Here is a 14,097-nt window from a genome sequence, read left to right on the forward strand (position 1 = left end):
CATGAGAAAAGGGAATAGCCAAACTTTTATTAACCGGCGCCCATACTGTAGGAAATTCGCTCACAAAGCTAAAAGGCCACACAGCTGGCTTTTTCCTTCTGTATGGCCTTTCTTTATTATTTACATTTTTTACGGACGGATGCGGCCATCAGATAAATAATTCAGCGCAGCCGCGATAAATACTTTCCCAATCATTAGCATCGCTCTTTCATCTACATCAAACTTCGGATGATGGTGCGGAAATGTGGCGTTAATTTCCGGATTTTCTCCACCTGTAAAAAAGTAAGTGCCCGGGACTTCTTTTTGATAGTAGGCAAAATCTTCACTCCCCATCATTGGCGAAATCTTCTCTACTTTCTCTTCACCAAATAGCAGTGCAGCCATTTCTTCTACTCGGCTCGTTTCAGCAGGATCATTCCACATAGACGGCGCATCCCTATAATAAGTATACTCACAATCAGCCCCCGTTCCGTCACAAGTTGACCGAGCCACTTGACCGATTGTTTCTTCAATTAATGTGCGCGTCTCTTCGTCAAATGTGCGCACAGTTCCTTTGATAGTTGCCGCATCAGGGATTATATTGGGCGCACTTCCACAATTAATCGCGCCAACTGTTAGGACAGCCGACTTCAGCGGATCGACACGCCGGCTGATGATTTGCTGCAAATTCAGCACAAGCTGGCAGGCGGTAACGAGAGGGTCAACGGTTAAATGCGGCTGTGAGCCATGACCGCCTTTTCCTTGCACGATGATCTCAAACTCGTCTGCGGCAGTCGATGCATATCCTTCACACACCCCTACCTGTCCTACTGGGACGTCAGACATGACATGGGCTCCGTAAATCACATCCACTCCATCTAAACAACCGTCTTCAATCATTGGCTTTGCTCCGCCCGGTGTAAGTTCCTCGGCAAATTGATGAATGAAAACAATGGTCCCGCTAATTTCTTCTTTTACTTCACTTAATACTTTTGCGACTCCAAGAAGGGCTGCCGTATGGAGGTCATGTCCGCAAGCATGCATCGCTCCCGGGATACGTGACTTGTATTCAACTTCCTTTTCGTCCTGAATGGGCAGCGCATCAAAATCTGCCCGCAAAGCGACCGTTTTCCCCGGCTTTCCGCCTCGCAACAAACCGACGACTCCTCTGCCGCCTACCTCCGTGCGAACTTCCAACCCTAACCCCTTTAAATAATCGCTAATTTTTTTAGGGTCATTTCCTCTTGAAAAGAAATTTCAGGATACATATGGAGATCCCTTCGAAAAGTGACCATCTCAGGGTATATTTCATCTAATTTGGCTGATAATTGACCGATCATGACAAAGACTCCTTTCTGTCTGTTGCTTCTTTAGCGACAAAACCTTGCACTATAACACTAACAATAATCGTCACTAACGTATTTAATGCCAAGGCAACAATTCCGATATCCAAATCCTTAATAACTTGTGGCAGGGATGGGAAGAGTGTACCGAAAGACGAGTTGTTAAATGTTGTATACATAACAGCTGCTACACCGACGACCATTCCGGCAAATGCTCCGTATTTGTTCACAAAATTATGTTTCAAAAAGCTGAAAAGCAGAGCTGGAAGCAGCTGGGCAATAAATCCATAACCGAGCAAAAGCAGTGTAACGATTGTGTTGCCGCCATTCACAGTAAAATATGTGGCAGCTAGCGCAACGACCGGCACTAAATATTTCGCCACTTTTGTTACTTGCTTGCCTGTTGCAGATGGCACCATTGCCTTATATACGTTCAATGAAAGAGATGTACTCGTTGCCATGAGCAGCATCGACCCTGGAACAAGTGCTGTTAATAATCCGGCTGCGCCAATTAAGCCGATAAACCATGGATCAAATGTTTGAATCGATAACTTCAATAGGGCAAAATCGGTATCAGCTCCTGTTAATCCTGGTACTTGTCCGATAGCAGTAAATCCTACAAAAAAGACAAACAGCAGCATTAAAGAATAAATCGGTTGCATAATCGTATTTTTTCGTATCGCTCTGGAACTTTCAGAAGAATAGATGGCATTAAACAAATGCGGCCATACCATCCCCCCAATTGCACTCAATAACGTAGCAGAAATGAACCAGGAAATGCTCAGTCCCTCATCAGGCAAGTGAAAAAAGCCCGGCTTTATTTTTTCTACCGCCTCAAACATCGGCTGAACCCCGCCGTAATAATGAAGAGGTAAATAAATACCTAGAAAAAGAACAATAAAGAAAATCATAAAGTCCTTCAAAACAGCGGTCCAGGCAGAACCGTGGATCCCTGATACCATTACATAAACGGTAAGGGCTGCTGCTCCAATCACAACGGCAACGGAGGGTGAAATCGCTCCATAAGAAGCAGCCGAAACGATAATCCCGAGGCCCTTCAGCTGTAAAATGAGGTAGGGTACCATAGCAATGACACCGATTATAGCGACTAACACCCCTAAAAATGGACTATTATATTTGCTCGCAAAGAAATCTGGCTGAGATACTAATTTTTGAGACTTTGCATATTTCCAAATCGCTGGAGCAATCCAATACATCATAATAATGGAAAGCGGTAAATAAACGATCATATAAGCAGCAGGTGCCCCTTTGTCATATGCCCAGCCGCTTCCGCCGAGAAAAGTAAACGTCGTATTCATCTCACCAGCGAGCAAAATGAAAATAAGAAAAGCTCCAAAGCCCCGACCTCCAACCGCCCACTCGTCAAGATCCATCTGCTTGCCCTTTTTCGCTTTAATTCCTAAAAAGATGGACAGCACTAAAAATAATAAAATAACAATTAATGCACTATTCATTCGTCCACATCCTCCAGATTCCTAGGATCGAAGTGATAAATCAACCATAGAAACCCACTAATTAATACCGTCCATAGCACAACCCAAAAGAAAATAAACGGCATGCCAAGAATATACAAATCAACTTTGTTTACAAATGGCAATCCCCCTAATGATCCGATGAAAGGAATAATTGATAACAGGATAATTCGCTTCATACATGCGCTCCTCACGAAGTAATAAATTGATTGTTCCCTCACTCACATTATGCATAGAAATTGTATAAACCAAACTTCAGATAAATACCACTAACAGTTGTGAAGATTCAGTAAAGTCTGCTTATAGCCTACCGATGTAGCCGCTTACAACTATTGCGCAATAGCTTTCTGCTGTACAAGCTTTTACTCTGTAATCCTATCACAGTTTCTCAGGCTCCATCATTGAAGGTTTATATACTTGCTATAAAAAAAATTAATACTTGCATAAACTTATTTTGAATCTATGAGAAAAATAGAGAGTTTTATCTGAATTTTAAATAAACAAACGAAAAATCTGACTCCCCTGAACGAATAATCATTCTATAAAAATGTATATTTTTTCATTCAATCCTCCAAAGAAATGACACTCATCATTAACAAAAGAATGCTTAGAAGCTCAACAAGTCTTTTAAAATAAAAAAGAGTTCCAAACAAACGTTTGGAACTCTCCTTTATTACATTGCGGTCGATGCGCTCATTTCCTCTCTTAACTCCTTTTCCTTTCTGCCATATAGGAAGTAATAAAGAACAGAAAATGCAAGAACAGCAATGCCTAGAATCGTATAAAGTGCACTATAACCAGTATGCGGGATAACCAGCCCGAGCACATAAGGACCAAACCCAAGGCCAGCATCAAGAAAGATAAAGAAAGTCGATGTTGCCAGCCCCATCCGGTGAGGAGGTGTCAATTTTACGGCGATTGCCTGCGTGCTGGACTGCATGTTTCCAAAACCAAGCCCGATTAAGAAGCCTGCTGCCAGCAGAGCGAAGCCGTGTGCTGCGGTACTGAGCAGAAGCATTCCTGCCCCAAATAGCAAAAATGCAGGATACATGACAAAGTTAGCCCCTCTCACATCCATTAACCGGCCGGTAAATGGACGGGAGACTAAAACGGCTGCCGCATACACGATAAAGAAAAAGCTGGCCGCGTCCACCAGGTTGATCTCAATCGCATAAAAGTTAATGAACGAAAGAACGCTTGAGTAACAGAAAGCTACAGCCAGCGTGACGAAGGCAATGGGCAAAGCTCTTGGTTCAACAAAGCTCGAAAGCTTCAGACCTTTGGTTTCCGCTGCTTTTACAGCTGATTCTAACGGTGGAACCTTCACTAAAAAAGCAACGGCCAGGCTAATTAATCCAAGGACGAGACAAAAAGAGAAAATGATCGGAAAGCTTGTATGCTGGCTCATGAACAATCCGATAAAAGGACCGATCGCTGTGGCGAGCGTCGCACTCATCGTATAGTACCCGATCCCTTCTCCTTTTCGCGTTGCCGGTATAATTTGAGCTACAATTGTACCGGTAGCTGTACTTGCTATACCGAGTGTCAGACCGTGGACAAAGCGGTTAAACAACAGAAAAGTAATGCCTAAATCTACAAAATATAGAGCTGTTGCTAAAATGAAGAAAATTAGGCCAATAAATAATGTTCTCTTGCGGCCGATAGAATCAATCATCCGGCCGATAAATAAACGCCCGATCAACGTCCCGATAATGAAAATCCCTGTTACAAGCCCCGCCTGGCTGGTTGATGCCTCGAATTCATTGACGGCATAAACTGCGATAGTCACCATTAATAAATAAAAAATCAGCGTTAGGACAAAGTTAATAGAAGAAACAACAATAAAATCCTTGGTCCATAATTTTGGTTCTGATTGACTCACACTTTCATCCCCTATTTTAAAATGTTATGTTGAATGTCTTTCATCATGCGAATGGCTGTTAACTGCTCTTCTTCAGAAATTCCCTCTAAAATCTCTTGTTCGAATGCATCTACAGTTGCCCGTACCTCCTTATACACCTCGTTGCCGAGCTCCGTCAGCTGCATTCTCTTTTCCCGTTTATCCTTTGTCGGCACAGCTTCTAAATATCCGAGCTCTTTTAAGCGATGAACCGTTCGGGTCATAGTCGGCTTCTCCACACTCTGATAGTTCGCTAGTTCCACAAGTGTGGCAGATCCAAAATTAAACAGATAATACAACACCGTCCATTGCGCCCTATAGAGCCCATGCTGGCCAAGAAGTGTGTTCAGCCGATTTTCAAACGGGCGGTATAGCATTAACAATTGATAAAAGAACTTTTGAAAAGTTTGAATTGAAATCACTTCCTACAAAAAATAGTTAGCTTAGGTAACTAATTTAATATAACAAATAGCCAAATCTTTGTCCAGTCCTCCATAAATATTTATAATAAGGATAAAAAAGGAAGGAAGATCAGAAGTGCCCTTCAGTGAAAAGAAAAAAAATCACCGTTATTCCCTGTCTAACCTTTTTCTCGATTTGCTCCTCGCCATTCCGGAATTGCTGCTGCTGGCTGTCCGCTCGCTCCTTATTGGATGTAGATATGCCGTGCGCTGGGTGGTAGAAATCCTCTAGTCCTCACTCTACTCCTTTTCATGGGCAGCAATCACAAAAAAACAAGGGATTGCATACTGTAAATGGAAGTTACTATGAAAGGAGATCAGATAGATGGATTATAGAGATTACTCTGATTACTATTCTTCCTTTCCTTTTGGAGGAGAAGATCAATTACTGGAAAGTGAAGCTTTATATGATTTTCCAGAAGACCGTCAATTTCTATTTCCAGGGTTTCCGGGAGTTTCCGGACCGACCGGCCAGCAGCCGACCTTCGGATTACCGGGAATGCCACCTGGTCCTCCTCCAGGAATTCCAGGAGGAGGGCCGGGTGGAGGAGCCCAGCCGGGTGGCCCGCCAACTTCACCGCCTCCCGCCTTTACCCCTCAGCTTCAACAAGGGGGCATTTCCCCCCTCGCCATTGATCCCGGCGCCATAAGAGGATGCTTGTTCCGCTACACTTATGTTTGGCTGACAAACGGTCAGAGTTTCTGGTACTATCCAACCTTTGTAGGAAGAAACTCTATAGCCGGATGGCGCTGGAGAAATTGGCGCTGGGTATATTTTGGCACAGACTTGCGAAGAATCCGTTCCTTCCAATGCTTTTGAGGATTCATATAGCCCAGAGCAGGCTGCCTTTAGGCAGTCTGTTTCTCCTGTTTGCAGCATCATACAACTCATTGGCTGCTATTCTCTTTTATGGAATATATACAAAAGGGTCAGTCTCTCTAAGAGACTGACCCTTTCTTTTTAATCTTCACTTAAAATTCCAATCACACGCAGTAGATTGATGAATAAGTTAACAAAGTCTAAATACAAGTTAAGTGCCAAGAGCGGAACCATATCTGCAGTAATAGTCATACGCTTCATTTGGTTAAAGTCATACATAACGTAAAGAGAAAAAAGGACGGTTCCAATGATAGAATAAACAAACATGGCAGTTGAAGAAAATGGCCAAAATAAGTTCATAATCGATAACGTAAGGAGTGCTAATAAAACCGTGAGCAACAAACCGCTTAAAAAGGATAAGTCTTTTTTTGTCTTCACGCCAGCAACGGCCATTCCCAAAAACACAACAAACGTAGAGGCTAAAGCCCCCAATACGACTTGTGCTCCGGAAGTCATTAAATAGTAAGCAACAATTGGATAAGTGGTGATTCCGGAAAGGAAAGTGAATACATATAAGAACGTATAACCTACCGCTTTTCTTTTACGCAGAAAAAAAGCACCAACCAACAAAAGAATTTCTAATACAGCCAAAGGTAAAAACAGCGCTGGCGGAACAACCGTACCGACGCTCATTCCAAAAAGCGCCACACCAAGAGACAGCACAAACGCCCGTAGAACAGCATTCATATGGTTATGATTCGACGCTTCAGGTATCGTATAAGACGACATTTCATGACCCCTCCATTAATTTTTACTAACCTATACGGCTTTTTTGCCAAAAAGTTTCAAAAAAGCAGGTAAAAAATAAAAATCATTTAGATTGCCTGAGGAATCATCTTCTCTTACGTCCAGAAGGAGTTGTATGATCCTGTCTCAGGCGCTTTTAGAAAGCGTGCCTGTCTCCGATTTTTTGGCAAATGCCTTTTTTGCATAAGGATAGATCCAGTGGTCAAAGCCTATTCTTCCAGCATTGATTCCAGCAGCCAAAATAAGCAACCCAATAATAACCATTTGCGGATTTGTACTTGTCGTGCCAGAAAGCATGTAAGAGAAATTCATAACAAGCCCCATCAATACTGCATAGGAAGTGAAGGCTCCTAAAATCAAACCGAGACCGACCAGAAATTCTCCCCAGGGCACCAGCACATTAAAAATTCCGATGTTCGGCAAGGCCACTTCTCTTAAAAACTCGCCCCACCACGGCTGTACAGCCGGGTGATCGCCGGACATTTGTCCAATTGCCCCGCTTAGGAAGCCTCCTGCATCAAACTGTCCGCCGCTGATTTTCTCCCAGCCGGCATGCAGCCACTGCCATCCAAGATATAAACGCAAAAAGAACAGTAAACCGGCCGCATAACGATTCTCTTTCAAAAAATGAATAAACATAAAAATCCTCCTAAACTATTAATTGATAATGATTATCATTATCTTTTAAAGGGACAGTATCGTCAATATGAAAATGGTAGCAAAAACAATACGTGACTATTTGACGAAATATTTAGAATAAACAGAAACAATGTAATATAATAGAAGAAGACAACTTGTTTTACATATCTGGATACATATAGGGAAGGGGGTGCTGTTTAATTAGTAAAGTAATTCCAGTTCATTACCTCGTGTACGACTCTGTTAAATTTTGATTGGAGGGGAACGAATGAGTGAACAAAAATTTCTGAAGACGCTAGGAAACAGAGATGTGCTTTCTTTGGCATTCGGGGCGATGATTGGCTGGGGATGGGTCGTGACAACCGGGCTGTGGATCTCCGAAGCGGGTTCGTTAGGTGCCATTCTTGCTTTCGTCATTGGCGGAATCGTTGTGACGTTCGTCGGCTTAACTTACGCGGAGCTGGCCTCCTCTCTCCCGCTAGCCGGCGGCGAACATGTGTATAGCTATAAAGCGATGGGAAGAGTACCGAGCTTTATTACTACCTGGGCGATCGTACTCGGCTATGTATCCGTTGTTGCTTTTGAGGCGGTTGCTCTTCCAACTGTCTTTGAATATTTAATTCCAAACTACAGCAAAGGTTACTTATATACAATTGCGGGCTGGGATGTAACAATCACCTGGGCGGGTGTCGGCATTCTTGGATCGATTATTATCGCCTGGATTAATTACCGCGGCATTAAGTTCTCTATGGCCATTACCTTTATTCTCACACTCGTTATTGCCATTGCCGGAATCCTGTTAATCACTGGCAGCTCCATTTCAGGCAGCACTGCCAACATGCAGCCGTTTTTCGAAAAAGGGACGGCCGGATTATTAACCGTTATTATTATGACTCCTTTTATGTTTGTTGGATTTGATGTTATTCCGCAAGCTTCCGAAGAAATTAATCTCCCGCAAAAGCAAATTGGTAAATTGTTAATTTTTTCCGTTATGCTCGCTGTCGTTTGGTATGTTGCCGTTATATTCGGTGTTTCCCGCATATTAACCCCGGCTGAAATGGCCGAATCGAATCTCGTTACGGCTGATGCGATGGCAAAAGCGTTCGGAAACAGTCCAATGATGGGCAACATTCTTGTGCTTGGAGGAATCGGCGGCATTTTAACAAGCTGGATTGGATTTTATGTAGGCGGAAGCCGGGCCATTTATGCACTCGCCAAATCTGGCATGCTTCCGAAATCTCTCGGAGAACTGCATCCCAAGTATAATACGCCGCATAAAGCGATCCTCTTAATCGCTGTTTTGTCTACTGCCGCTCCGCTGCTCGGACGCCCGGCTTTAGTCTGGCTCGTTGACGCCGGCGGATTGGGATTAGTCGTCGCCTGGTTTATGGTTGCTGTGTCCTTTATTATCCTGCGTAAAAAGCTACCGACGATGCACCGGCCATTTAAGCTGCCCGGCGGCACCACACTCGGCTGGATTGCCGCTCTCATGGCGCTTGGAGTCTCGGTTCTCTATATGCCTGGCATGCCTTCTGCCCTTGTCTGGCCGTATGAATGGATCATCGTCTTCGCCTGGGTCATCATGGGCTTTGTGTTCTATAAAGTATCGATGTCTAAATACGGGACAGCTAACTCCGACAAGCATATGGACGAGGAAATTGACCGGGTGATTCAATATGAGGATGATCCTGAATTAGAAAAAAAGAGTCTTTAGACTGTCTGGGAGCTGCCCAAACCGGGCAGCTCCTCTTGGTGATCATGCAGCGGACAGATAAAGAGGGAGTTTCCCTACGATTCAAAAATGACCTTCCCTGTAAGACGAGTGTCGTAACCGTTTAACTGCTCTAGCTGAGATCGGTATTCAGGCGAAGAAACGGCTGCCTTTATGACTTTGATCAATTCTGCATTTTCTTTTGTTTTTAAAATCACTACATCATATTGCTCTGTAATGAGAGGAATAAAGTCAACATTGACCATTTTAGCGGCGCTTTCAATGCCTACGCCAGCATCAGCCTGCCCGCTGGCTACTGCGGAAGCAACGGAAAAGTGGCTCGTTACTTCTGTTTCATAGCCTTCGATTGACCTGGCAGAGAGGCCGTTTATTCGCAGCTGTTCATCGAGCAGCACTCTTGCCCCGGCTCCTTTTTCCCGATTGACAATCTTAACAGGCAGATGGGCCAGATCACTCCATGTGTTAATAGTTTTCGGGTTTCCTGGCTGTACATAAATCCCAGCCGTTCTGCAAACCAAATTAATAAGAATAAACGGCTGGCTGACTAATATGCGCTTTACATATGGGAGATTGTACTCGCCTGTGTCGCCATCATACAAATGCACACTTACGACATCACATTCTCCTTTATACATAGACATGAGGCTGTTTAAGCTGCCATTATACAGTCTTAAAGGCGTCAAAGAAGCATGAGATTCAATATATTTGCTCAGCATGTCCAGTACGATGTCCTGACCGCTGATGACTATTTGGCTTCTCGCTGGCCTAGCTTCCTGCCGCTCTGCAGAAGTCTCTCTTTCTTCACGGGCTGTACCTGTCCTTGTTTTCAATTTATACTCTTCAAGATCTTGTTCTTCTACCCTCATTTGCCGGCCAACCCGATAGGCAGGCAGCTCCTCTTTTTTGATTAAATCATAAACAGTCAGCTTTGATACTTTTAATAGCTTTGCCACTTCTTCAATTGTATATGATGAGTCAGAATTCATGCGCTCACCCCCTCTTTCTTCTAGTGACATGTTATTATAATAAGACATAAAGAGTAATAATTCATATAATTTAATATTCGAAAGGATTATGATGGTGGCTGAATTAAAATTACAACACATCTATAAAAACTACAATAGAAAGGTTACGGCTATAGAAGACTTTAACCTTGATATTAAAGAGAAAGAATTTATTGTATTCGTTGGCCCTTCAGGCTGCGGCAAATCGACTATTTTGCGAATGATTGCCGGACTTGAAACAATCTCACAAGGTGATTTGCTGTTAGATGGCAAACGAATGAACGATGTGCCCTCGAAAGAGCGCGACATTGCCTTGGTCTTCCAAAACTATGCACTCTACCCTCATATGAACGTCTATCAAAACATGGCATTTGGGCTAAAGCTTCGTAAATATGCAAAGGAGGAAATTGACCGCCGGGTGAAAGAAACAGCGTTCCTCCTTGGTCTTGAATCCTGCCTGGACCGCAAACCAAGTGCGCTCTCCGGGGGGCAATGCCAGCGGGTCGCACTCGGCCGTGCCATCGTTCGTGATGCTAAAGTTTTTTTAATGGACGAGCCTTTATCGAATCTTGATGCTAAGCTTCGCGTTCAGATGCGCGCAGAGATTATAAAGCTTCATGAACGCCTGCAAACAACGACCATTTATGTTACACACGACCAGACAGAGGCCATGACAATGGCTACCCGTCTCGTTGTTATGAAAGAGGGAACCATTCAACAGATTGGCTCCCCGAAAGAAGTATACGATAATCCAGTCAATACATTCGTCGGAGGTTTCATTGGTTCACCGGCCATGAACTTTTTTGCCGGTACTCTTTCAGAGCACGCCTTTCAGCTCGGAACGGTGTCCATTCCAATTCCTGAAAGAAAGCTGGCCTGCTTGCGAACGCAAGGATACGTAAATAAACCGATCATTCTTGGCGTCCGCCCGGAAGACTTTTATACAGAGCCTCACGGCGATGCGATGATTCAAGTAAAAGCGGAAGCCGTTGAATGGCTGGGAGCAGAAGCCGTGGTGCACGGAAAAATCTCCTCCCATTCCTTTGCTATCCGGTTTAATCCAAGAGCTGACTTTCAATCTGGCCAGACTTTGTCACTGTCAATCGATATGAACAAAGCTCATTTCTTCGACTCAAGTACAGAAACACGCATTCTCCTTGGCGAATAGAAAAAGCAATTTTTTAAAAAGTACGAAAAAACTATTTCCGTTTAGTTATAATTAGATATAATCTTTTATAACTAATTATAAAATAGGGGTGTGAGGATGAAAAAACATTTTAAGCTAACGGGCATTTTATTGTTTGTATTGATGCTAATGGCGGCATGCTCAAACAATAAGAGCGCTGAATCAGCGGACAAGAACGCTGTCACTGGAAAACAGAAAGAAGTAGAATTAACGATTTCCGCAGCTGCCAGTCTGAAGGATGCGATGGATGATATGCAGGCAGCCTATGAAAAGGAGCATCCCAATATCAAGCTGAAATTCAACTTCGGCAGCTCTGGTTCCCTCCAGCAGCAAATCTCTCAAGGAGCGCCAGTGGACTTGTTTTTTTCCGCAGCAGAAGAGAAGTTTGACGCATTAGTGAAAAAAGGAAAGATCCGTAAGGAGGACGGACTGGATCTTCTCGGCAATGACCTTGTATTAATTGCTCCAAAACAAGAAAAGGCTCCTATTAAGAGCTTTAAAGATTTAGGAAAAGCCGGCAAGATTTCGATTGGTATGCCAGAATCCGTACCGGCTGGAGAGTATGCAAAGGAAACATTGGAAAAGATGAATCTGTGGAATACAGTGGAATCCAACATCGTTTACGCGAAGGATGTACGCCAGGTTCTCTCTTACGTTGAAACTGGAAATGTAGATGCAGGGATTGTCTATAAAACCGATGCCCTTGTTTCAAGCAAAGTAAAAATCGCGGCTACAGCTGATCCAAAAATGCATGGACCGATTATTTATCCGGTGGGGGTTATTAAAGACTCCAAACATTATAAAGAAGCCAAGAACTTCTATCATTATTTGCAAAGCGATGAAGCGCTAAAGGTGTTTAAAGACTATGGCTTCACTTCTCAATGAAGCATCCATCGAAGAATTCCTAAGTCCGATTTGGCTTTCTTTAAAAATAGCCATTACAGCCGGTGTTGTAGTGATCATAGCAGGAACATTAGCGGGACGGCTGTTAGCAAGAAAGAACTTTAAAGGACAAGCCGTTTTGGAAACCGTACTTATGCTGCCGATGGTGCTTCCTCCGACAGTGGTCGGCTTTTTTCTCATCGTTGTCTTTGGAAAAAACAGCCCAGCTGGAAGGGCCATTGAATGGCTCTTTCATCAACCGATTATTTTCACCTGGTGGGCCGGTGTGATGGCTTCGGCTATTGTCGCCTTTCCACTCATGTACCAATCCGCCAAATCTGGTTTTCAAGCTGTTAGCCGCGATATCGAAGATGCAGCAAGAGTCGACGGAGCGAGTGAATGGAAAGTCCTTCTATTCATTTCCATACCGCTCGCTTCTAAAGCCCTCATTTCTGGAAGCATCTTAAGTTTTGCCCGGGCTTTAGGAGAGTTTGGCGCTACCTTAATGTTCGCTGGCAACATACCCGGGGAAACCCAAACCATTCCGACAGCTATCTACATAGCCATCGATTCTGGCAATATGACCATGGCCTGGCTATGGGTGCTCTCCATCGTCCTCCTCTCTTTCGTTATGCTGCTCATCGTGCGGATGAGACAATAAGAAAATAGATCAATAGAGAGCTGTCTTACGAAAGTGGACAGCTCTCTTTTCACATCGCTTTCCTTACTACTCAAATCTCAATGCTTGGCTCGGATTCATTCTTGCCGCTTTCAATGCCGGATAAATGCCAAATAAAATACCAACGGCAAACGAAGAAGTCAAGGCCAGCTTCACAGCCCAGAGCGGCAGAACGAGCGAAAAGATAGAAATGGTGTCATTCCAGAGTTCAATAAATAAATAGCCGATCCCCAAACCAATCAGCCCGCCAAGAAAACAAAGAAGAAGCGTTTCAAAGAGAAACTGCACCATCACTTGAAATGTCGTCGCTCCCAGTGCTTTGCGAATGCCAATTTCCCGTGTCCTCTCCCTGACCGACATGACCATGACATTCATAATTCCTGTTCCACTAATAATGAGAGCTGTCACGGTAATCCCAGCGAGCATTGCTTGCAAAATCGCTGTGACTTTATTAAGTGCCTCCAACATCTGCTCTTGCTTCACGACGCTGAAGTCAATCTCCTTATGATTTTTTTTATAGCCGCAAATACGTCACCGTCGACCCGGTCAATGACCGCGGTGCTATCCGCTTCCACGATCATTTTGTTTAAATTTTTCATATTTGTTTCCTGTAAAGCCGTTTCAATCGGCATCACGACATTGTTGTCAGTACTTGAACCAAGTGAGGCATTTGGCGCCATAACACCGATAACCTTGTAATTCGTCCCGTTCATCACGACTTCTTTGCCGATAAGTGAAGCTTCCTGCTTCTCGGCCGCTGCACTCTGTGGCGCAAGCGAAGAAAATAGCCGCTGCCACCATGGCTTGGTCGCTGCGTCTGCCGGTTCCCTTGTTTCTTCCGGCCTACTTTCTTTTCCAAGCAGCCCTTCATAAATATTGCTACCTAAGACGACAACTCTCGCTTTCGCTTTTTGCTCTTCCTTCGTAAAAAAGCGCCCTTCAGCAAGCTTGGCATGCTGCACTCTGCTGTATTGATCCGTGCTGCCGACGAGGACTGCCTGCAGCTTTTTTATATTCCTCCCTTCTCCCGTCTGTACGGTTGATACAGTTTCCAAGTGAGGTGTGACTGAGCGGACACGTTCCACTTTTTCTATCTCTTTCGCATCCTCATACGTCAGCGTGCTCGGCACGCTCGTTAATCCGCTCAAAAGATCTTTTTGCCCGCTCACGGT

The 14,097-nt window shown here is 44.0% G+C and carries 14 protein-coding genes and 1 pseudogene; 5 read left to right on the top strand and 10 right to left on the bottom strand.

Translation table 11 applies throughout. The features are described from left to right. Positions 1 to 129: 129 nt before the first annotated feature. The 5 genes and pseudogenes from CJ483_RS11700 to CJ483_RS11720 form a co-directional block, all read right to left on the bottom strand. Positions 130 to 1,319: pseudogene (locus tag CJ483_RS11700) on the bottom strand (M20 metallopeptidase family protein). Then, positions 1,316 to 2,797 carry a sodium:solute symporter family protein gene (locus tag CJ483_RS11705; protein ID WP_120035137.1) on the bottom strand — a complete coding sequence of 494 codons (1,482 nt, stop codon included), beginning with the start codon at positions 2,795 to 2,797 and terminating at the stop codon, positions 1,316 to 1,318. Before CJ483_RS11705 ends, CJ483_RS11700 begins: the two are co-directional and overlap by 4 nt. Next, positions 2,794 to 2,994, bottom strand: coding sequence for a DUF3311 domain-containing protein (locus CJ483_RS11710; protein ID WP_120035139.1), 201 nt, complete (start codon positions 2,992 to 2,994; stop codon positions 2,794 to 2,796). Before CJ483_RS11710 ends, CJ483_RS11705 begins: the two co-directional genes overlap by 4 nt. Before the next feature lie 494 nt (positions 2,995 to 3,488). Continuing rightward, positions 3,489 to 4,697 (bottom strand): MFS transporter, encoded by a 1,209-nt coding sequence (locus tag CJ483_RS11715; RefSeq protein WP_120035141.1) that lies wholly within the window; start codon positions 4,695 to 4,697, stop codon positions 3,489 to 3,491. 11 nt (positions 4,698 to 4,708) lie between these two features. Beyond that, positions 4,709 to 5,137: a MarR family winged helix-turn-helix transcriptional regulator gene (locus tag CJ483_RS11720; RefSeq protein WP_406908934.1), complete on the bottom strand. Its 429-nt coding sequence runs from the start codon at positions 5,135 to 5,137 to the stop codon at positions 4,709 to 4,711. Between the two features lie 364 nt (positions 5,138 to 5,501). On the opposite strand from CJ483_RS11720, the gene CJ483_RS11725 reads away from it, so the two are divergent. Continuing rightward, positions 5,502 to 5,996, top strand: coding sequence for a hypothetical protein (locus tag CJ483_RS11725; protein WP_120035143.1), 495 nt, complete (start codon positions 5,502 to 5,504; stop codon positions 5,994 to 5,996). A 141-nt stretch (positions 5,997 to 6,137) separates the two neighbouring features. Here the strand turns inward: CJ483_RS11725 and CJ483_RS11730 are convergent, their stop codons facing one another. Next, positions 6,138 to 6,785, bottom strand: coding sequence for a Bax inhibitor-1/YccA family protein (locus CJ483_RS11730; RefSeq protein WP_120035145.1), 648 nt, complete (start codon positions 6,783 to 6,785; stop codon positions 6,138 to 6,140). 144 nt (positions 6,786 to 6,929) lie between these two features. After that, positions 6,930 to 7,442: a DoxX family protein gene (locus CJ483_RS11735; protein WP_120035147.1), complete on the bottom strand. Its 513-nt coding sequence runs from the start codon at positions 7,440 to 7,442 to the stop codon at positions 6,930 to 6,932. A 268-nt stretch (positions 7,443 to 7,710) separates the two neighbouring features. Here CJ483_RS11735 and CJ483_RS11740 point away from each other — a divergent pair, with 268 nt between their 5' ends. Continuing rightward, positions 7,711 to 9,156: an APC family permease gene (locus CJ483_RS11740; protein ID WP_120035150.1), complete on the top strand. Its 1,446-nt coding sequence runs from the start codon at positions 7,711 to 7,713 to the stop codon at positions 9,154 to 9,156. 74 nt (positions 9,157 to 9,230) lie between these two features. On the opposite strand, the gene CJ483_RS11745 is transcribed toward CJ483_RS11740, so the two are convergent. Beyond that, the gene (locus CJ483_RS11745) at positions 9,231 to 10,160 is read right to left on the bottom strand and encodes a helix-turn-helix transcriptional regulator (protein WP_120035152.1); all 930 of its coding nucleotides are present in this window, start codon (positions 10,158 to 10,160) and stop codon (positions 9,231 to 9,233) included. 94 nt (positions 10,161 to 10,254) lie between these two features. Between CJ483_RS11745 and CJ483_RS11750 the strand changes: the two genes are divergently transcribed. The 3 genes from CJ483_RS11750 to modB all read left to right on the top strand — a co-directional run bounded on the left by CJ483_RS11750 (position 10,255) and on the right by modB (position 12,907). Continuing rightward, positions 10,255 to 11,346, top strand: coding sequence for an ABC transporter ATP-binding protein (locus tag CJ483_RS11750; protein WP_120037978.1), 1,092 nt, complete (start codon positions 10,255 to 10,257; stop codon positions 11,344 to 11,346). Positions 11,347 to 11,442: 96 nt separating this feature from the next. Beyond that, entirely contained in the window at positions 11,443 to 12,249 is an 807-nt protein-coding gene (modA, locus tag CJ483_RS11755) for a molybdate ABC transporter substrate-binding protein (RefSeq protein ID WP_120035155.1), read from the top strand. Further along, the gene (gene modB / locus CJ483_RS11760) at positions 12,230 to 12,907 is read left to right on the top strand and encodes a molybdate ABC transporter permease subunit (protein WP_120035157.1); all 678 of its coding nucleotides are present in this window, start codon (positions 12,230 to 12,232) and stop codon (positions 12,905 to 12,907) included. Before modA ends, modB begins: the two co-directional genes overlap by 20 nt. Before the next feature lie 66 nt (positions 12,908 to 12,973). Here the strand turns inward: modB and CJ483_RS25065 are convergent, their stop codons facing one another. Beyond that, positions 12,974 to 13,408 (bottom strand): ABC transporter permease, encoded by a 435-nt coding sequence (locus CJ483_RS25065; RefSeq protein ID WP_259455625.1) that lies wholly within the window; start codon positions 13,406 to 13,408, stop codon positions 12,974 to 12,976. Further along, complete coding sequence (locus tag CJ483_RS25070) at positions 13,405 to 14,094, bottom strand: ABC transporter permease (RefSeq protein ID WP_259455626.1); 690 nt, start codon at positions 14,092 to 14,094, stop codon at positions 13,405 to 13,407. Before CJ483_RS25070 ends, CJ483_RS25065 begins: the two co-directional genes overlap by 4 nt. Positions 14,095 to 14,097 lie beyond the last annotated feature (3 nt).

The organism is Bacillus sp. PK3_68 (genome assembly GCF_003600835.1).
Taxonomy (GTDB): Bacteria; Bacillota; Bacilli; order Bacillales; family Domibacillaceae; genus Pseudobacillus.